We start from the raw sequence: 20,936 nt of genomic DNA, 5'->3' as shown, positions 1-20,936 counted from the left end.
AAAAAAGTTCTTTACTGAGTAAAAGGTTCTGTAACAGGTTAGGTTTGAAAAAATATTGATAGGAATAAAAAAGCATGACAATTTTATGTCATGCTTTTTATTTTCTAAACAGTTACCAGTTATAATATAACTTGATATATAGATTTACAAAAAGTATCGATTAATAACTTCTTTAGAATCAACAAAATGCAGAGGAATTAAATTTTTATTTCTGTATATTGAATCAGTAACCTTATAGAAAGTGTTAGTGAAATCCTCTATCTCCTGTTCATTAAAGTAGCAATATGTAATTATGGGATTATCTTGTTTAGTTATTAAGAAATTATGGTATATCCCACTTAAAATATGGTAATCATTTTCTGGATGCATACCAAAAAATACAATATGATTTATGTTGGATTCATTCATTTTTAATGTTAATTCGTTTAATGGATCAACTCGTGGTTGTTCAAAGGCGATATCTTTCATTGCTAGGGAATGTATGAATTGATCTAATACCTTCGTAGTAGTGTAGTCACCTAATATTATATCGTTGGTATAATATTGTTTATCACCATATCTCATAGAGTATGACTGAAAATATGAAAAGCCTGCTGCATTATTTCGGAAATGCCCATGTAGATAAGTTACAGGTCGATGAACGATTTGTTCCAGAAGTAGATCATAATTTAAGCTGAACAGCTCTTTGAATTCTTGTAACCAGCATGTCAACGAGTTTCGATTAACTTTTTCCGCATACTCTGTATTTTTTAAATCAACTGCTTTTCCGTTTCCAAAGATGATAGTCAACATAAGCAAACGATAGTAAATGGCAAAACCATTAAATCTTGTTTTCACGATTACATCTCCTGCTGAGTTAGGCGGCGATATGCTTTTTCGTCCACCTATTTTAAGAAGGGTAATGAAACGGTTATTCTGCTGATTATAATTTTTAAATTCAGCTAGGTCTTCAATCAAGTGAAATAACCATATAAGTATTGGCCAATTTTCAATATTAACAAATTGAAATCCTTTAGTACTACCAATTCTATAGATATTTTCCGTGATTTCTAGCATATCTGGTCCAACTTTTAAGCGATTTAAATGTTTATTTTGATTTAAAAAATCCCAAATAGTTGAGTTTGTTGTAATAAGTCCTGCAAAAGCTACAGCATCTTTAAAAATTTCCTCTAATTGTTTTTGATTAAGGGTACGAACATACCTTAATACATTATTATAATTTTCCTTGATTATTGCTTTAGTATGAGGTTTAGCACCTGGTGAAATGGAAAATACACCATTTTTAGATAAAGCATAGCTTCCTTCTTTTAAACGGCCATAAATATTGCTAAAACAGCTATCAAAGTTCATACTGAATCCATTTCCTACAATTAAGCCTGTATTGTGTGCTGAGATTAGTTCTTCAAAAAAGTCGATTTTAATTTTGTTCACTATGTATCCCCCTAGAATCATAATGGATAAGAAATCATTTTAAGTATAAAAATGTCTGACATAGTAATATTATAGGGGAAATATATAAATTACGCTGATTTCAACACTTAAAAGAACTAATATTTGAGGTAGCAGTGTTGTTCTTTTTTTTATTTAATAAAAAAATTATCGCAATAATGGACTGATGCTTATTATACAATGCCACTACTATTTAGGTCTAAGGTCTTTCGATTTAAATGTTTATATTTGTTATTTTGATATCGATAGTAGGACAACGACTGATAGAGGTATAGATAAAAGTATAAAACGATTCGCATTAACATCATTCCTAATATTCGAATAATGTTGTTTCCATGACAACTAATAAATCGATTTTTTTTGATTTATTAGTTGCAAAAGTAATGGAAGACGTATATATTATAAATATCAAAAAAAATTGATGAAAGGAAATTACCATGAAAGAAATTAAATTGTACACTCAATCAACTACCCAAACCTTTGAAACGTATGAGAAGAAGTTTAAAGCATTGGCAGATCAAAAAAGGTTACACATTTTGTACGAATTGTGTCAGCGTGGAGAAACTTGTGTATGTGATTTAACTGGTGTTCTTGAATTATCACAATCAAAACTTTCGTACCATTTAAAACTTTTACTTGATGCGAACCTTATTACGAAAGAAACAAAAGGAACATGGAGTTACTATAACATTAATAAAAAAGAAGTAGATGCACTATTATCTGAGCAATTATGCTGTATATTTCGTCCTATGTCATAACTTTGGTTGGGACGAAATAGCATTTTAATATATCTTAAATCAATTTTTATTGATTAATATAACTTTTTGATAAGTGATTAAACTTGAATAATCATTCTGGTTTTTAAATCAATTTTTTTTGATTTAAAGAATCCAATTAAGGAACTACACTTATAAATTTAGATAAAATAAGGAGGATTTTTTCATGAAACCTATTCAACTTTCATTCAAAGTACAAGAGTGTTGCGGAACGGAAAATCAAACGTTACAAAATAATACTGATATGCAGAGAACAAAACAGTTACCAATAGCCATTATTGGAGGCGGACCCGTAGGGTTGGCTGCAGCTGCACATTTAGCAAAACATGGTGAATCATTTATTTTATTAGAAGCTGGAGAAAATGTAGGGGCCAACATTCTTACATGGGGACATGTGCGACTATTCTCACCTTGGCAATATAACATAGATAAAGTGGCTTTTTCTCTTCTTAAACAGCATGGTTGGGAATCACCAGACATAAAAGCATTACCAACAGGAAAAGAAATTGTAGAACAATACTTACAGCCGCTTGCGAACCTTCCAGAAATTAAACCATTTATCCACCTGAATACTAAAGTACTATCTATAGGTAGGAAAGATACAGATAAAATGAAAACAGCGAATCGTGAAAAAATGCCATTCATGATCTATACAGAAAAAGAAGGTGTACTTCAAATTTATGAAGCTAGAGCGGTGCTAGATGCTTCAGGTACGTGGGGAAATCCGAATCCTGCAAATTCTAATGGTATTTGGTTGAAAGAAGAACAATCTCTCAAAAAACATATTTTTTATGGAATTCCAGATATTTTAGGGAAAGAGCAAAAACGATATGCAAATAAGCGAGTAGCTGTTGTTGGAAGTGGTCATTCCGCAATCAATGCTTTATTAGAGTTAGCTAAATTAAAAGAATCCAATCCAAAAACTAATATTGTTTGGATCATGAGGAAACAACGTGCGGAAGAAGCCTATGGTGGAGAGGAAAAAGATGCTCTTGAAGCACGTGGTGCTCTAGGTAGCCGTATTCATCAATTAGTTGATGAAGGAAGTGTGGAAGTAATCACACCATATAAAATCCAACACGTAGTTAGAACAAAGGATGGAATGGACATTTTAGGTCATCAAGAGGAACAAGAAATAAAAATTAATGATGTTCATGAGATGATTGTAAATACAGGTAATCGTCCTAACTTATCTATAATAAGTGAAATACGTACTTCTATTGATTCTGCTACTGAAAGCGTAGCAACATTAGCACCACTTATTGATCCTAATTTGCATAGCTGTGGTACAGTTCGACCTCACGGTGAAAAAGAACTTCGCCAACCAGAAAAAGATTTCTACATTGTAGGTTCAAAGAGTTATGGTAGGGCACCGACATTTCTAATGGCAACAGGTTATGAACAAGTTAGATCTATCGTCGCATATCTTACTGGAGACTATGAATCAGCAGAAAAAGTTGAACTTGATTTGCCAGAGACTGGTGTTTGCAGTGTAAATTTAAGTTCTAACAAAGTAAATGATTCATGTTGTGGAACAGATTCGTGTTCTTAAGGAAAGTACCTGTAAGGAGTAGGAATTTATATTACGTCTCCTTACAGAATAATTAAGTTTGAAAGGAGAACACAATGAAATGATTATTAATCATGCAGGTAATTTAAAAAAGGATTATTTTTTATCCTATATGCGGTTAATAATGAATGCCCGCCAATGCAATGTTGAAGATGCAAAAGATTATATTTTTCAAAGTATGTTCGGGCTCCAAGACAATAGTTTAGGAGAGAAAACTTATCAGAATTTCCTTGACGCTTATCAAGAGTTGAAACAGCCTAATTAAATTAATAAATTTTATAAGAATTTTATGAGATAAATAAGAGGTATTAGGGGGAGATATGCATGGAGATTAGAAGAGCAACCGAACAAGATATACAAGAGATAACGAATATTTATAATGAGGGTATCGAGGATCGTATTGCGACTTTAGAGACAGAAATAAAAACAGATAAATATGTGATGGAATGGCTATTTCAACGAGAAAAAAGATATTCGGTAATTGTCATGGAAGAGAATTCTCATATTGTCGGTTGGGCTTCCATTAATCCATATAGTCATCGATGCGCTTATCGGGGTGTAGGGGAACTATCTATATACATAAAGAGAGAATATCGTGGAAAAGGTTTAGGACAGAAGTTACTTTTAGCTTTAGAAAAGACCGGACAGCAAAATGAATTCTATAAATTTGTTTTGTTTACTTTTTCTTTTAATAATCTAGGTCAAGGGTTATATCGTAAAATGGGTTATCGTGAAGTAGGAGTGTTTGAAAAGCAGGGTGTAATGGACGGGGAACATGTTGATGTGATGATTATGGAGAAATTATTATCTGTAGTATAAATAACGTTGTATAAAAGTGCTAATGCTTTTAAGTTATAAAGCATTTAAAGGGTGAAAAAACATAAAAACTTATAGCATAGCTTGAAAAACAAGTGTTTAACTATAATTAGTTGAATACTTGTTTATTTTGCATTGAAGGCCCAGTACCAGCGTTACTGTAACCAGGGGCAAAGTAGCAAATAATGATATATTATTTCTACTCTGTCCCATTCATTTGTATTGCTGATTATCTTTTTGTTGTATTTTACGATACAGCGTCATGTGAGAGATACCAGCTTTTTCTGCAGCATCCGTACGATTCATCCCTTGATCTATAAGATATAAAGCATAATTTACCTTTTTCTCATCAGTTTTTGCTCTTCCGGGATGCTTCCCACGTTTCTTGGCTGCTATGATTCCTTCTTTTGTTCGTTCAGAGGTTAAATCTCTTTCAAGTTGAGAAATCCCTGCAAAAACAGTAAAGAGCATTTTTCCGTGTGCTGTTGTTGTATCAAGCCAAGCTTCTTTTAGACTTTTCAAGTTTGCACCTTTTTGAGAAATGAGTTCGGCAATTTCAATTAAATCTTTTGTAGAACGAGAAAGACGAGTCAAATCTGTTACTACTACTGTATCTCCTTGGCGTAGAAATTCTAACATACGATTCTTCACTATCTCAAAAAAGAACGAACAAAATTTCATAAACGCATTTACATTTGTTCAAATCAAAGTTAGAATGAATTTGTTAAAAGATATGAGGAGTGAAGAAAATGATCATTGCAAAGTTAATTGATCATACAGTTTTGAAACCAGATACTAAGAAAGAGGTTCTGTTACAAAAATGATTACGTAGATAATACAACATGAATGTTGTATTATCATGAGAATGAGTTGTTCGGAAATCAATATAAAATTTGAATGTTCGTAATTACTCTCATATTTTTGTGTGTATTTTGACAGCATTCGAGGTTTGCATCAGAACCATTAAAGCTAATAAGTTGGCTATCAGGCTGACATTGTTAATGTAGATATATTTGTACACTAACCTCATTTAAATGAGTCAGTCGAAATGAAATTTTAAAATATAGAAATGAGGAAGAAAAAATGGACAAATTTGAGTTAGTAAAGCAAGCAATTAAAGTGAGAGAAAATGCGTATACACCGTATTCAAATTTTAAAGTGGGAGCCGCAGTTTTGACTGAAAATGATAAGATTTATCTAGGATGTAATGTTGAAAATGCTTCATACGGATTAACAAATTGTGCGGAAAGAACTGCTATATTTAATGCAGTTTCACATAAAGAAAAAGAAGTGAAAGCCATTGCAATTGTGGCAGATACAGAAGGTCCAGTATCGCCATGTGGGGCATGTAGACAAGTAATCGCTGAGTTTGCAAGAAAAGATACGAAAATTTTCCTTGCAAATCTAAATGGGGATATCAAAGAAACAACCATTGAACATCTATTACCAGGATACTTTAATGCAAGTGATATAACGAAAAAATGAATACAATCTTAAACTTTATGGAAGTTTCAAACCAGCATGCGAACTAGCATCTCCACTTGGATGGGAGTTAATAGGTGACTATGTTTGGAACTTAAATGAAAAACAAATTTTAATAATCTAAGACCATTACGAGATAAAAATTATATAAAAAAGTAGTAAAGTAAATAAGCCGGTTCCTTAACGTACAGGGAACCGGTTAATTTGCGTCCAAATTTTGCCTAAACGCACAATTTTCTTTTTTTGATATGGTGCCCATGTCCATCATGCTAAGATTTTGTGATATCCCCAAAACAAAAATTTTATATCTCTACTGTTAGTTATAAGAATTCATGTCATTTTTTTCGTTTTGGGGAACAATCAATTTCTTAACTTGATGGGCATGGGGTGCTGCCGTTATTTCGCGGATTTTATACGTTATTACAAATATCGTAAATTAACACCACCAAAAACGTTCGTTAAAGGGACTTATTGTTACAAATAATCAAATTTTTATTTTCATTCAAATTTTCACTTGAATATCAGTTAGAAAAAGTGATACACTATATTCAAATGAAAACTTGAATGAGAATGGAGTGAGAAAATGAATAAGAAAGATACTTGTGAGATTTATTGTTATGACGAAGAAAAGGTCAATCGAATACAAGGTGAATTACAAACAGTTGATATTTCTAGTGTTGCCCAAATGTTAAAAGCTATTGCTGATGAAAATAGAGCAAAAATCACCTATGCTTTATGTCAAGAAGAAGAGTTATGTGTGTGTGATATAGCAAATATTGTAGGCGTCACGGTTGCAAATGCTTCTCATCATTTACGGACCCTTCATAAGCAGGGGGTTGTGAAACATAGAAAAGAAGGAAAACTAGCTTTTTATTCGTTAGATGATGAAAATATTAGACAGATAATGATGATTGCATTAGCACATAAGAAAGAGGTGAAGGTCAATGTCTGATCAGAAAGCAAAAATATTTGAACAAGAAATGAAAGCCTATCGTGTTCAAGGGTTTACTTGTACCAACTGTGCTGCCATTTTTGAAAATAATGTTAAAGAATTGCCAGGTGTTGAGGATGTGAAAGTAAACTTTGGAGCATCTAAAGTTTATGTTAAAGGTACGACAACAATTGAAGAACTAGAAAAAGCAGGAGCATTTGAAAATTTAAAAATTCGGGATGAAAAAGAACAAAGAATAGAACGTGAGCCGTTCTGGAAGCAAAAAGAAAACATTAAAGTGTATATTTCAGCCGTTTTACTTGTGGTTAGTTGGATTATTGGGGAGCAATTAGGAGAAGGACATATTATTCCGACGATTGGTTATATTGCATCCATTCTAATTGGTGGATATTCGTTATTTATAAAAGGTTTTAAGAATCTAAGTAGATTAAATTTCGATATGAATACGCTAATGACCATTGCCATTATTGGTGCTGCAATAATTGGTCAATGGGGTGAAGGGGCAACTGTTGTTATCCTATTTGCCGTCAGTGAAGCATTAGAACGTTATTCAATGGATAAAGCTCGCCAATCCATTGAATCATTGATGGATATAGCTCCAAAAGAAGCGTTAATTCGCCGTGGCAATGAAGAAATGATGGTCCACGTTGAAGAAATTCAAGTAGGCGATATTATGATCGTTAAGCCTGGTCAAAAATTAGCGATGGATGGTATGGTCATTAAAGGTACTTCTACGCTTAATCAGGCTGCTATTACAGGGGAAAGCGTTCCAGTAACAAAAACGATTGATGATGAGGTTTTTGCAGGAACGTTAAATGAGGAAGGATTACTCGAAGTAAAAGTAACCAAACGGGTAGAAGATACGACTATCTCGAAGATCATCCATTTAGTGGAGGAAGCTCAAGCTGAACGGGCACCTTCTCAAGCGTTTGTTGATAAATTTGCAAAATACTATACACCAGCGATTATCGTTTTGGCTTTATTAATTGTTGTTGTGCCTCCTCTGTTTTTTGGAGGGGATTGGAACAAATGGATTTATGAAGGTTTAGCCGTGTTAGTGGTTGGTTGTCCTTGTGCTTTGGTTGTTTCCACTCCCGTTGCTGTCGTAACTGCAATAGGTAACGCTGCAAGAAACGGTGTTTTAATCAAAGGTGGCATCCATTTAGAAAATACAGGAGCCCTTAAAGCGATTGCGTTTGATAAAACAGGTACATTAACAAAAGGTGTTCCATCAGTGACAGATGTGGTGACGTATGGTGGAAATGAAAATGAATTGTTAATGATTACAGCAGCTATTGAAAAAGGTTCACAGCATCCACTTGCTTCATCCATAATGAGAAAAGCCGAAGAAAATGGATTGAACTTTAATGGTGTTTCTATAGAAGAATTCCAATCCATTACGGGTAAAGGCGTGAAAGCTAAAGTAAATAATATTATGTATTATGTAGGAAGTCCGAAACTTTTTGAAGAATTACATCGTTCAATTGATAGTAGCATTAAAGAAAACATTAATCGTATGCAAACAGAAGGGAAAACCGTAATGGTTTTGGGTACAGAAAAAGAAATCCTCTTGCTCATTGCGGTAGCAGATGAAATAAGAGAATCTTCTAAAGAAGTTATCCATAAATTGAATCACATTGGAATTGAAACAGTAATGCTGACAGGTGATAACCAAAGAACGGCATTAGCTATCGGAAAACAAGTTGGAGTTTCTGATATTAAAGCTGATTTACTTCCAGAAGATAAACTGAATTTCATTAAAGAACTTCGTGGAAAGCATCAAAGTGTAGCAATGGTTGGAGATGGTGTAAATGACGCACCTGCTCTAGCAGCTTCAACGGTTGGTGTTGCAATGGGTGGAGCTGGCACGGATACTGCTTTAGAAACAGCCGATATTGCCTTAATGTCTGATGATTTAAGTAAATTGCCTTATACCATCAATTTGAGCCGTAAGGCTTTGGCAATTATTAAACAAAATATTACCTTTTCTTTAGCTATTAAGGCTGTTGCTTTACTTTTAGTTATTCCTGGTTGGTTAACGCTATGGATAGCGATATTCGCTGACATGGGCGCAACTTTATTAGTTACATTGAACAGCTTACGATTATTAAAGGTTAAAGAATAAGAACGCTGTTCCAAGTCGAATGAAAAGGAAAAGTCTAATATTCGCCCTTCTTGTAAAAATACAGGAAAGGCATAATGATAAAAAGAGAAGCAACCTTAGGTTGCTTCTCTTTTACGTTTAAGCTATCACTTTTCCAGTTTCTGTAATGATTTTTTTCTTGATGGCTTTTCGCTTTGTTATGTAACGTTGTGCAAAATAAGAACCTAATACATACACAACAGCTAGCCCTTGTAAAACTAAAGATTCTACATTTGGGAATACACAAAACCAAACTTGCATCCATTGAGGAATCACAAGATTATGAATCGGTGTTGTGCTTATCCATCCAGCTAACTGCATTTCTTGTACTGTTTCACCGACCATTACCGCGAGAACCATTACTAATAATGCCCCTGTAAATACCAACATTTTTTTATGTGGTAGTCGTTTTTGAGCTAAGAAGGTGAGGACCCCTACAATCATCGTTAAACCGAAGCCAATTAATACACCTTGATAAACGATAGCGGAGCCTACTTCTAGTCGCAGAGATTGAAGGAATAGAACAACTTCAAATCCTTCTCGATAAATGCATGTTAAACCGATAACAAATAGAGACCAAAACGTGGTTTTTTGTACAATTTCCCCGCTGTTAGAAGTAACTTCTTTTTTTCTTTGATTATGGAGTTTAATCCAGCCTGTCCAATAAATTTGATGAAAGAACCAGTTCATAATGATAAGTAAAACAATGACTGCTAAACAGCCTGTAAATGCCTGAATATTCAATTCAGATGCATTTACCGAAGAAATAATAGCTATAACAATAAACCAAGTTGCCACTGTTGCTAATAACGAAACACCAGATCCTAAAGCAATAGGTTTCCAAACAGTATCTTGCTTCTTGCGAACCAATCCAGAAATGATAGCGGATAAAACTAGTATCGCTTCTAGCCCTTCCCTGAAAACGAGAATAGCTGTATTGATAATGGCTGACCCAGTACCTATATTTTTGGCAGTTGGATCAGGATTCCCTTGAAAATATATACCTTGCCATACAATTACACCCACAACCATAAGAAGCGAAATTGTGAGCAATACGTTTTTAAGATTGAAAATTTTTCTAATCATACATGTCTCTCCCAGTCATATAATTGACAATGATAATCTATCTCGAATGAATATATACTATTTGCAAATGTCAGTCAAGATATTTATAAGTGATCCTGCCGATATAAAGCGGGCATCACACGCTAATATATTTTGTGGAAATAAAAAGCCAATCTTTGTGCAGTAAACTCATGTCGCAGCCAGATGGCAGAAGGATGGGATAAACAATGCTGATTTAGTAGTCACTCTTTACAGTCACGCAGGTTCTGCGTGTCCGACAACACCTCTTAATGTGCCTCGAGTTCATTGGGGATTTGATGATCCAGCCGGAAAAGGGTAGTCTGAGTTCCAGCGTGTGTGAGATGGGATTTGGACACGTATTAAGCATTTTTCAGAAACAGGAAAATAGGAATTGATATAAAACATAATGTTAAAAGAAACTTTCTACTACTTATGTCATTAAAAGATTCATTTGAAAATTCTAGATTTATTGGTGCATTATTGACCACTAACTTTTATTCAATTAAAGGTATATCTTATTGGCTCATGGTTCCTTTTATTTCATCTTAAGCATTAAAGTAAAACTAGTTTAAATGAACTTGTACTTACAGTAAGAACAATGAAAAGCTTATTATTAGAAGTATTTCAATTAAAGCTTATTAATCGCATAATTGTAAGCTATGAAATTCATATAAGTATATAATTATAAACTTATATGATATGATTAAATAATAAATGTTTCAAAATTACTTTTTATAAAAAGTGGGGGGATAGGTTTTTGTTAGATCAATTGCTCATTGTAGGTATATATCTTTTGATTATTCTTATGTGTACATATGTTACGCTCGAATATCAGAAAAATAAAATTAGTAAGCAACATTTTCTGATATGGTTAATATTTATCTTTTTAACAGGACCTATAGGATTTATCATTTATATCCTTTGGGATAAGAAAAAGAATTCAAATTTTAAATAAGGAAACTTAATGTAAAGATTCTGTAAAGGTGAGAGTTTTCAGTTGAACATATAAGCAAATAGTTATATACTTATTTTGAAAGTGAGAATAAAGTAACTTGAAGGAATAATACATTTTATTTTTACACAACATATAAGCATATGCTTATATAATTATAACGAGGTAGGTGTAGATATGGAAAAAACAGTTGTAGAGATAACAAGAGCAGCCCAATTACTGAAACTATTAGGAGATAAAACAAGGTTAACAATTGTATCAATCCTTAAGCAACGTGAATGCTGTGTCTGTGAACTTCTAGAAGTATTTGATATGAGCCAACCTTCTATCAGTCAGCATCTTCGAAAGTTAAAGGATTTAGGTTTAGTGCAGGAAGAGCGTAGAGGTCAGTGGATTTATTATTCTTTAAATCAGGCAAGTGATTTATACACGCTATTAGAAGATATTTTAGCGCATGTACCAGACCAAACAGAGAAAATTAAACAAATTGTGAAGAGCAATCCTACACTCCGGTGTGGTTGTTAATAAATAGTTAGAAAGGGAAGTGAGGAGGATGAGCAACACGGGGAAAAAACGTCTATCTTTCCTAGATCGATATCTAACCCTATGGATTTTTCTCGCAATGGCAGTAGGGATTGGAGTTGGATATCTATCACCTGGATTCGTTGATGGAATGAATAGTCTACAGGTAGGAACAACTTCTATCCCGCTTGCGATTGGCTTAATTTTAATGATGTACCCACCGCTCGCTAAAGTACGCTACGAAGAGATGGGGCGCGTTTTTAAAGATGTAAAAGTATTGGTATTATCACTTGTACAAAACTGGATTATTGGTCCTATTCTTATGTTTGCCTTAGCAATTATATTTTTACAGGATAAGCCAGAATATATGGTGGGCTTAATCATGATAGGTTTAGCGCGTTGCATTGCGATGGTTATCGTTTGGAATGACTTAGCAAAAGGTGATACAGAATATGCAGCAGGGTTAGTTGCTTTTAACTCTGTATTCCAAATGTTATTTTTCTCAGTATACGCGTATGTGTTTGTAACAGTCATTCCAGAATGGTTAGGAATTGAAGGAGCTGTTGTAGATATAACAATGGCAGAGGTTGCAAAATCAGTGTTTATATATTTAGGAATTCCATTCATTGCAGGAATGCTAACACGCTTGATTTTTGTAAAAACGAAAGGACGAGAATGGTATGAAAAAGTATTCATTCCAAAGATTAGTCCAATTACTTTAATCGCATTACTATTTACAATCATTGTGATGTTCTCTCTAAAAGGAGAAGTGATTGTTAGCGTACCATTTGATGTTGTACGTATTGCAATTCCATTACTCATTTATTTTGTAATCATGTTTTTTGTCTCCTTCTTTATGGGCAAAAAAATCGGTGCAAGTTATGGGGTATCAACAACATTAGCATTTACAGCTGGAAGTAACAACTTTGAATTAGCGATTGCTGTAGCTGTAGGTGTATTTGGAATCCAGTCTGGTGCAGCGTTTGCTGCAGTTATCGGACCTTTAGTAGAGGTACCAGTTATGATTGCACTTGTAAATGTTGCACTTTGGTTCCAACGTAAATACTTTCAAACACAACCAAAATAACTATTCATAAAAAGGTGGAATTATCATGGAAAACAAAAAAAAAATTTACTTCTTATGCACAGGAAACTCTTGTCGTAGCCAAATGGCAGAAGCTTGGGGCAAAAAGTATTTAGGTGACAAATGGAATGTACTTTCTGCTGGTATTGAGGCGCACGGAGTAAATCCAAATGCGATTAAAGCAATGAATGAAGTAGACATTGATATCACGGATCAAACATCTGATATTATTGATCGCGACATTTTAGACAAAGCGGATCTTGTTGTAACACTTTGTGGTCACGCAAATGATGTATGTCCGACAACACCACCGCATGTAAAACGAGTTCACTGGGGATTTGATGATCCAGCTGGTCAAGAGTGGTCTGTATTCCAAAGAGTTCGTGATGAAATTGGCGCACGCATTAAAAAGTATGCTGAAACAGGAGAATAATTGAAAACAAAATAGGCCGAGAATTCTTTCTCGGCTTTTTTATAAAGAAGGGGAGAAATCAGAGATGAAAAAAATTGAAATTTTTGATCCTGCAATGTGTTGTTCTACAGGAGTTTGTGGACCGAGTGTTGACCCGGAGTTAATTCGTGTTTCAGTAGCAATTAACAATTTGAAGAATAAAGGTATGAATGTTACTCGTTATAATCTTGCGAGTGAACCAGACGCTTTTGCTAATAACAGTGTCATTAGTCAGTTATTAATGGATAAAGGACCAGATGTGTTACCTGTAACTTTAGTAGATGGAATAGTAGTAAAAGAAAGAGTTCATTTAACAAATGAAGAATTATCACAATTAACGAATATGACGGAAGAAGAGTTAAGTCAGAAGCCAAAGATACGTTTAAATTTAAACGTTAAAAAATAGAGAAAGAAGTGAAAGGCAATGACAAACCTATTTAATCCAAGCACAATGACATTTACACCATTTTTATTCTTTACTGGAAAAGGTGGCGTAGGTAAAACATCCACCGCATGTGCAACAGCCATTACGTTAGCTGATATGGGGAAACAAGTTTTATTAATAAGTACTGACCCAGCTTCTAATTTACAAGATGTGTTCGAAATAGAACTTACGAATAAACCGAAAGAAATTCCAAGTGTTCCAAATCTACAAGTAGCAAACTTAGATCCTGAAACAGCAGCACATGAATATAAAGAACGTGTTGTTGGTCCATACCGTGGAAAGCTCCCTGATGCTGTTATTGCAACGATGGAAGAGCAATTATCTGGAGCTTGCACAGTAGAAATGGCCGCATTTGATGAATTCTCTACGTTACTTACAAATAAAGAATTAACATCGAAATTTGATCACATTATATTCGATACAGCACCAACAGGTCATACGTTACGTCTTCTTCAACTTCCTACGGCTTGGAGTGGTTTCCTAGAAGAAAGTACTCATGGAGCTTCTTGTTTAGGACCACTAGCAGGACTTGGTGATAAGAAAGAGTTATATAGTCAAACGGTTCAGGCACTATCTAATCCGAGCCAAACGATGTTATTGCTTGTCACACGACCAGATAGTTCTCCATTACAAGAAGCAGAACGAGCAGCACATGAATTAAAAGAAATTGGTGTTAGTAATCAATTTCTACTTGTAAATGGGATTTTGAAAGACTATATGCAAAATGATAATGTCTCAAATGCACTGTTTAAGAGACAATCACGCGCGTTAGAAAACATGGCAGAAGAATTAAAAAATCTTCCCACTTATGAAATCCCATTAGTACCGTTTAATGTTACTGGGATAGAGAATATGAGAAAACTGGTTCAACCAATGGAAAATCTCTCGATTTCGGATGAAGAAGCAAATACCGTCTCTATTCCTTCACTTCAGACATTGATTACGAATCTTTCAGAATCAGGAAAACGAGTAATTTTTACAATGGGAAAAGGTGGTGTTGGAAAGACTACGGTAGCTTCAGCAATTGCAGTTGGTCTGGCTGAAAAAGGACACCATGTACACCTAACTACAACTGATCCTGCAGCACATATTGATTATGTCATGCATGGAGAACAAGGGAATATTACGATAAGCCGAATTGATCCAAAAGTAGAAGTTGAAAATTATCGTAAGGAAGTCATAGAGCAAGCAAAAGATACAGTTGATGAAGAAGGTTTAGCGTATCTCGAAGAGGACTTACGTTCTCCTTGTACGGAAGAGATTGCAGTCTTTCGTGCTTTAGCGGATATTGTTGAAAGAGCTAATGATGAAATTGTAGTAATTGATACAGCACCAACAGGTCATACATTATTGTTACTAGATGCAGCACAAACGTATCATAAGGAAATTGCACGTTCTACGGGTGAAGTACCACAGTCTGTGAAAAACTTATTACCACGTTTGCGTAATCCAGAAGAAACAAGCGTTGTAATTGTAACGCTTGCAGAAGCAACACCAGTTCATGAAGCAAGCCGTCTACAAGAAGACTTAAAACGTGCGAATATTACTCCGAAATGGTGGGTTATCAATCAAAGTTTTTACGCAACACATACAAGTGACTTCGTGTTAAGAGGAAGAGCACAGTCCGAAATACAGTGGATTCAAGAAGTACAAAAGGAATCACAAAATAACTGTGTTATCATCCCTTGGCAATCGGAAGATATTGTAGGGTATGAGAAGCTTAAAGAGTTAGTAAAATAAAACATTTTAATTAGTTACTGTGAAGGGGAGAAATAAAAATGAATATTACAGATAAAGCAAAAGAGTTTATTGAAACTGCTATGAAAGAAAATGGTGTTACAACATTACGTTTTACATTTGATGGTGCCGGATGCTGTGGTCCTAGCTACGGTATTAATTTAGGCGAAGCACAAGAAAATGATGTCAAAGAAACAGTAAACGGTATAGAAGTTGCTATGGATCCAAAGGTTGTTGAAATTGTAAATACATTGACACTAGACTATGTAGAAGATCAACAAGGTGCAGGCCTTGTAATAAGTGGCGGATCGAATTGTTGCTAAATAATAATTAAGGAGACTAACAAACATGACTAACTTCCATGAACTCGTAAAAGGAAAAGTATATATAGGTGGAGTTGACGCTATACAAGAAGCAGTGAAAAAGCATGGAATTACAGAGGTATTTGACTTACGTGCTGGAGGAGAAGAACCAGAAGGATTTCCAGCTGAAACTACACGTCATGCTTATCCGATTGTAGAAGGTGTAGAGGGACAAGATGAGTCAGTAAAAACTGCAATTGCAGCTGTCAAAGAAGCTGTTGAACAAGATAAGAAAGTATTTTTCCATTGTTCCGGTGGACGTAATCGTACAGGTACAGTTGCAACGGGATTAATGTTAGAATTAGGTCATGCTTCTAATGTTGAAGATGCGGAACAACAAGTAAAGGCGGTTCGCTCAATTATTGCAATAAAACCAGAGTTAAAACAAGTATTAATAAACTTATATCAATAATAAAAATAGAAGGCATTCGTATGCTTAAACATACGAATGCCTTCTATTTTTTTAATTAAATGGATAAAAAATTCACATAATTTATTAAGTAATAGATTTTCTCGATAGAGTTTCCGGTTTAAATGTTTGAATATTTAGCATATTGTTAACCCTAATAAAAGCTGTTACTACGAGAGGACGGTTTAATCATGAAGAGAGCAAGAATGTGGACGTGGGGAAAGATGAAAAAATGGATTGATGAAGGCAGAGGATTAGGAGAAGGTTCAGAATACCTGCCTTGGATAACAGTAAATGACTTTCCATCAAACGGTATTGTATCTAGGGAGTTAGGTCTTAAAACAAAAAGAATGCACCATTTTTTATCTCGTCTTGAGTATAACTATTTTTTATTGTTAGATTACTCAAAGCATGTTATCGATATTCGGGAGCAATATCCACTACTAGATTTAGAATTAGCAATGGAGATTGCTAAGGAAAAGAAGATTAAATATCCAACAGATAGTAGAAGCAATACACCTTATGTCATGAGTACAGATTTTATAATCACGATAAATGAAAATCATTGTGAAAAAATAATTGCAAGGACAGTTAAACCCTCAAATGAATTAGGAAAAAAGCGTGTTCAGGAGAAATTTGAAATTGAACGTTGTTATTGGGAACAAAAAAATATAGATTGGGGAATTATAACCGAACAAGATATACCTCTTCCGCTTGTTAATAATTTAAAAAGAATTAGAAATGCAAATATAGTTATAAGTTATCCTACGTTGACCAAAGAAATGATTCATCTACTAGAGAAGTTTGTAGTGTATCTAAATAAATCTACCGTATGTCTTGAACATTCTTTAGAAGCTTTTACAAGAGAAAATAGTTTAAGGAATGGAACGGTATTAACATTTTTTAACTTTTTGGTTTTTCACCATGTTATAAAGATTAACTTACAACAAGATTTTAAAATGCATATGTTAGAAAGGGATGATTTTTATGTAGATAAGGAGGCCTTTTATGACCGTTTTATACCATAATATGATTTTAGAAGAAGATACAGATGAAGATAAAATCTACTATAGAGTTTTATGGATAGATTCTAAACAAGAAGTCATGTACATTTTTGCCTTAAATGATAATGATGCTCTTCCTATCAAGGTAAATGTACTTGATATTATAACTGATATTCAAAATGACATGATTAGAGTAAGTCTATCAGATCCTTATTATAAGTTATATATGGAGGAGGAGTTAAATGCCTCGCAAAGGGAACGTATAGAGAAGAATTGGCACTTAATTCAACGGTTATTATCACAAGAGAATATTCCGGCTATATTTGACAGAAAGGCAAGAGGAGAAATTTTAAAGGCGTATATTCAGCAAGGATACACGAAGCCAACTCTATATAAGTTGTTAAGAATGTATTGGAAAAATGGTCAAAATAAAGGAGCGATAGTTGATAATTATAAAAATTGTGGTGGAAAAGGAAAAGAAAAAATCCTTGGACATAAAAAAGTTGGTAGACAAAAAAAAGATAAAGATATCCATGGCGAAGGAACAAATATAACACAGCAAGTAAAAAAACTTATCGTTAATGCGTTTCAAAAATATTATATGAACCAAAAAGAAAACTCCCTACGTTACACATATGAAAGGTTTCTAGCGGAAAATTTTATGGATAAGTTGAAATTTGGTAGCGAGACTGTATTGAAGTTTAAAGAAGATGCAAATCCACCTTCATATGATCAATTTGTTTATTGGGCAAAAAAATTAACCAGTTCACATAAGGTAGCAATAAAACGTTTAGGGGAAAAAGAACATAATTTAACTCAAAGAGCTATCCTAGGAAAATCAAATGATTATGTTTATGGACCAGGTAGTTTATATCAAATTGATTCTACAATCGCAGACGTCTATGTTGTATCTTCGAATAATTATAATGCGATAATAGGACGACCAACTTTATATCTTGTAGTTGACGTATTTAGCAGAATGATAGTTGGTTTTCATGTAGATACCAGATCGGCTTCATTAGAGATGGCCAGATTAGCACTTTATTGTGCAGTTAGCGATAAAGTAGAGTATTGTGGAAATCTGGGAATTTCAATTGAGCCAGGTGAATGGATAGCATCAAATTTGCCAGCGGCATTACTAGCCGATCGAGGAGAATTAGTGGGAAAAGAAGCCCAAAAGCTAGCGAATAGAATTAATATTTGTCTTGAAAATACCCCTCCATATAGAGCTGATTTGAAAGGTATTGTAGAGCGTGCATTGGGGGTTCTACAACAGAATGCAAAACCATTATTACCAGGATATGTTGAAAAAAATTTTGGGAAACGAGGGGCACCAGATTATCGCCTAAAGGCAGTTCTTACAATTCAAGATATTCGTAAAATCATTATTGAATATATAAGAATGCATAATCAGAAAATCCTTGAACACTATGAATTAAGTGAAGCGATGTTAAGAGATCAAGTGGTTCCAACTCCAAATAATATTTGGAACTGGGGAATTGAAAAATGTTCAGGTATCTTAAGGACATTTCCAAAAGAAGAATTAAAGTTTGCTTTCATGTCTGTAGATGTAGGAAGGGTTTCTGCTGAAGGAATTAAATATAAAAACATGAGATATACGTGTGCAAAAGCAATACAAGAACATTGGTTTGAAAAAGCTAGAAATAAAGGGTGGAAAATCAGGGTACTCTTTGATCCGAGAAACATGACGTTTATTCATATTAAAGATGAAAGCGAAGGGAGTTATATTGCTTGTGAAATGGATAAGACTAGTGCCTATTATGGTAAAAGCTTAAGTGAGATAGAATATTTACAAAAAACAGAGAGAGAATTAAAGCAAATTAAGGCAAAAGAGAGCTTAGAAAGAAAATTAACTTATCAGTCCAGAGTGGAAGAAGTTGTTGCTGATGCAGAGCAGCGAACAAAAAGTATTATCCCGATATTTGAAGAAAGTAACAAAGCAAAAATAAAAAATATTAAAGAAAGAAGAAAAGAAGATAACTTTGAACGTCAACCACAAGAGGCATTTTTAATGGAAAATAAAGAAGAAAAGGGCGAGAAATTACATAAAAGAACATTATCTTTAGGATGTGAAGAAGAAGCAGAATTGAATGAATATGAGATAGAACAACTAAAACTATATGAAGAACTAATGGAGGAAGGAAACTATGGGGAAGAAAATGGTTAATGATATCTACATAGATCACCCTAAGGCGGTATACTTACCTCAACAAGTAAAGGAGTATGAAGGAAATCCATTCTTAGAGACTTTGCCTCCTATACTGAATACGGAAAACATTTACAAGTCTTTAGCGGTTTATCCACATTTTAACAAAGAGGAAAGATTACATCCCAAAGAGTTACGTTGCCATTATGTAATGCGTTTAAACAGTTTTTTTCAGCCATATGGTAGACAGATTTCTCTGTATAATCTTTTTGATAGAGCTCTTAGACAAGGATATTTGTATAGAAACCCTATGAATAAGGAAGAGAAGTTATTACTCAGGCAAATATACGATAATTTACAAAAAGGTGAAATGCCTTTAACAAATAGTGATGAAGTGCCTGGAGAAGGCTTTATGATAATTGGAACTTCAGGTATTGGAAAATCAAGAAGTTTAAGCAGATTGCTCTCTACTTATCCGCAGGTAATTCAACATACAGAATATAAAAATCAACCGTTTATTAGAAAGCAAGTTGTTTATTTAAAAATAGATTGTTCTCATGATGGTACACTGAAAGGTTTAATAGGAGCATTTTTTAAAAAACTCGACAGTGTGTTAGGAACGCAATATACACAAGAAATATTTAAGTCACGTGTTACTGTTTCTAGACTTATTGTAGCTATGCAAAGTCATATAGTACAACATGGCATTGGAGTATTGATTGTGGATGAAATTCAACATCTAAGTATAGCCAAAAGTCAAGGTGAAGAAGTAATGCTGAATTTCTTTGTTACTTTAAATAATACATGCAAAATCCCAATCATATTTATTGGGACACCAAAAACAGAAGTGTTGTATAAAAGAGCATTGAGACAGATTCGGAGAATGTGTGGCCAAGGGGATTTAATTTGGATGCATCATAGAGAAACAGATAGAGAATGGGAGTTGTTGTTAAAAGGGTTATGGCGCTATCAATGGAACCGAGAGTATACAGAGTTGACTCCTGAATTAAGTAAAGTAATGTATGAGTACAGTCAAGGAATTATTGCAATTGCAGTGAAGTTATTTATGCTGGTACAAATGGAAACCATGAAGAAGAAAAAGGAAGTCATAACCCCTACCGTCATTAAACGAGTTTCTGAGAACTATTTAAAGTCACTCCAACCAGTTCTTAAAGCGATGAAAACAGGGAAAAAATCTAATATGGCAAGGTATGAAGATATAGTATTGAGTACATTAGACGATACATTAGATTCTGGATTGAACGAAGTAGCTAATGTAGTCAATGTAAACTATTTTATGGATCAGCAAGAAACCTTGTGTAATCAAAATTCTAAAGATGATATAGACATAAGGATTATTCAAAAATTGCAAGGTATGGAGATTGACTACGAGGTTGCTAAAGTTTCTGTTGAAAAAGTATTAGAGGAATATGGAGAAAAGAAAAGCTTTAAATTTTTATTGCAGCAAGCAGCATCTTTGGCTTTATCAAAAGGATTAGTAGAAAACATACAGGATGAAAAAACATAAT

Annotated in this window: 19 protein-coding genes and 2 pseudogenes; 18 read left to right on the top strand and 3 right to left on the bottom strand. The window is 33.9% G+C overall.

The features are described 5' to 3' along the window. Positions 1–144 precede the first annotated feature (144 nt). Positions 145–1,431, bottom strand: coding sequence for a hypothetical protein (locus VK90_RS11475; protein WP_048372852.1), 1,287 nt, complete (start codon positions 1,429–1,431; stop codon positions 145–147). 455 nt (positions 1,432–1,886) lie between these two features. Between VK90_RS11475 and VK90_RS11470 the strand changes: the two genes are divergently transcribed. The 4 genes from VK90_RS11470 (at position 1,887) to VK90_RS11455 (ending at position 4,614) form a co-directional block, all read left to right on the top strand. Beyond that, on the top strand, positions 1,887–2,207 hold the full coding sequence (locus VK90_RS11470; RefSeq protein ID WP_048372851.1) for an ArsR/SmtB family transcription factor: 321 nt from the start codon (positions 1,887–1,889) through the stop codon (positions 2,205–2,207). Between the two features lie 184 nt (positions 2,208–2,391). Then, entirely contained in the window at positions 2,392–3,777 is a 1,386-nt protein-coding gene (locus VK90_RS11465) for an NAD(P)-binding domain-containing protein (RefSeq protein ID WP_048372850.1), read from the top strand. 79 nt (positions 3,778–3,856) lie between these two features. Beyond that, a complete protein-coding gene (locus VK90_RS11460; protein WP_002202394.1) occupies positions 3,857–4,060 on the top strand; it encodes a hypothetical protein in 204 nt (67 codons plus the stop codon). A 59-nt stretch (positions 4,061–4,119) separates the two neighbouring features. Then, positions 4,120–4,614 (top strand): arsinothricin resistance N-acetyltransferase ArsN1 family A, encoded by a 495-nt coding sequence (locus VK90_RS11455; protein WP_048372849.1) that lies wholly within the window; start codon positions 4,120–4,122, stop codon positions 4,612–4,614. Between the two features lie 210 nt (positions 4,615–4,824). Here VK90_RS11455 and VK90_RS11450 read toward each other — a convergent pair. Then, positions 4,825–5,256: pseudogene (locus tag VK90_RS11450) on the bottom strand (recombinase family protein); the annotation flags it as partial. Between the two features lie 408 nt (positions 5,257–5,664). Between VK90_RS11450 and VK90_RS11445 the strand changes: the two are divergent. The 3 genes from VK90_RS11445 (at position 5,665) to VK90_RS11435 (ending at position 9,170) form a co-directional block, all read left to right on the top strand. Further along, entirely contained in the window at positions 5,665–6,096 is a 432-nt protein-coding gene (locus VK90_RS11445; RefSeq protein ID WP_269431819.1) for a cytidine deaminase, read from the top strand. 580 nt (positions 6,097–6,676) lie between these two features. Continuing rightward, positions 6,677–7,045: an ArsR/SmtB family transcription factor gene (locus VK90_RS11440; RefSeq protein ID WP_048372845.1), complete on the top strand. Its 369-nt coding sequence runs from the start codon at positions 6,677–6,679 to the stop codon at positions 7,043–7,045. Beyond that, complete coding sequence (locus tag VK90_RS11435; protein ID WP_048372843.1) at positions 7,038–9,170, top strand: heavy metal translocating P-type ATPase; 2,133 nt, start codon at positions 7,038–7,040, stop codon at positions 9,168–9,170. Before VK90_RS11440 ends, VK90_RS11435 begins: the two co-directional genes overlap by 8 nt. 117 nt (positions 9,171–9,287) lie before the next feature. Here the strand turns inward: VK90_RS11435 and VK90_RS11430 are convergent, their stop codons facing one another. After that, positions 9,288–10,274 carry an FTR1 family iron permease gene (locus VK90_RS11430; RefSeq protein WP_048372839.1) on the bottom strand — a complete coding sequence of 329 codons (987 nt, stop codon included), beginning with the start codon at positions 10,272–10,274 and terminating at the stop codon, positions 9,288–9,290. A 199-nt stretch (positions 10,275–10,473) separates the two neighbouring features. Here VK90_RS11430 and VK90_RS28480 point away from each other — a divergent pair. From VK90_RS28480 to VK90_RS11375, 11 genes and pseudogenes are all read left to right on the top strand, one after another. Then, positions 10,474–10,614, top strand: a pseudogene (locus VK90_RS28480) (arsenate reductase); the annotation flags it as partial. Positions 10,615–11,403: 789 nt separating this feature from the next. Then, a complete protein-coding gene (locus VK90_RS11420; protein ID WP_048372835.1) occupies positions 11,404–11,751 on the top strand; it encodes an ArsR/SmtB family transcription factor in 348 nt (115 codons plus the stop codon). 28 nt (positions 11,752–11,779) lie between these two features. Beyond that, a complete protein-coding gene (gene arsB, locus VK90_RS11415) occupies positions 11,780–12,835 on the top strand; it encodes an ACR3 family arsenite efflux transporter (protein ID WP_048372833.1) in 1,056 nt (351 codons plus the stop codon). 25 nt (positions 12,836–12,860) lie between these two features. Continuing rightward, a complete protein-coding gene (gene arsC / locus VK90_RS11410; protein ID WP_048372831.1) occupies positions 12,861–13,265 on the top strand; it encodes an arsenate reductase (thioredoxin) in 405 nt (134 codons plus the stop codon). 64 nt (positions 13,266–13,329) lie between these two features. Beyond that, positions 13,330–13,689, top strand: coding sequence for an arsenite efflux transporter metallochaperone ArsD (arsD, locus tag VK90_RS11405; RefSeq protein WP_048372829.1), 360 nt, complete (start codon positions 13,330–13,332; stop codon positions 13,687–13,689). 18 nt (positions 13,690–13,707) lie between these two features. Continuing rightward, positions 13,708–15,468 carry an arsenical pump-driving ATPase gene (gene arsA, locus VK90_RS11400; RefSeq protein ID WP_048372827.1) on the top strand — a complete coding sequence of 587 codons (1,761 nt, stop codon included), beginning with the start codon at positions 13,708–13,710 and terminating at the stop codon, positions 15,466–15,468. Between the two features lie 38 nt (positions 15,469–15,506). Further along, a complete protein-coding gene (locus VK90_RS11395; protein WP_048372826.1) occupies positions 15,507–15,788 on the top strand; it encodes a HesB/IscA family protein in 282 nt (93 codons plus the stop codon). A 25-nt stretch (positions 15,789–15,813) separates the two neighbouring features. Further along, complete coding sequence (locus tag VK90_RS11390) at positions 15,814–16,239, top strand: protein-tyrosine phosphatase family protein (protein WP_048372825.1); 426 nt, start codon at positions 15,814–15,816, stop codon at positions 16,237–16,239. 188 nt (positions 16,240–16,427) lie between these two features. Then, positions 16,428–17,264, top strand: coding sequence for a heteromeric transposase endonuclease subunit TnsA (locus VK90_RS11385; protein ID WP_053081405.1), 837 nt, complete (start codon positions 16,428–16,430; stop codon positions 17,262–17,264). 1 nt (position 17,265) lies between these two features. Continuing rightward, entirely contained in the window at positions 17,266–19,428 is a 2,163-nt protein-coding gene (locus VK90_RS11380) for a transposase family protein (protein WP_231595856.1), read from the top strand. Next, entirely contained in the window at positions 19,409–20,935 is a 1,527-nt protein-coding gene (locus VK90_RS11375) for an ATP-binding protein (protein ID WP_048372819.1), read from the top strand. The genes VK90_RS11380 and VK90_RS11375 overlap by 20 nt, the downstream gene beginning before the upstream one ends. Position 20,936: the final 1 nt, after the last annotated feature.

Origin of the sequence: Bacillus sp. LK2, from assembly GCF_001043575.1 — a bacterium.
GTDB classification, from domain to species: domain Bacteria; phylum Bacillota; class Bacilli; order Bacillales; family Bacillaceae_G; genus Bacillus_A; species Bacillus_A paramycoides.
This window is presented reverse-complemented; position numbering and strand designations above follow the sequence as displayed.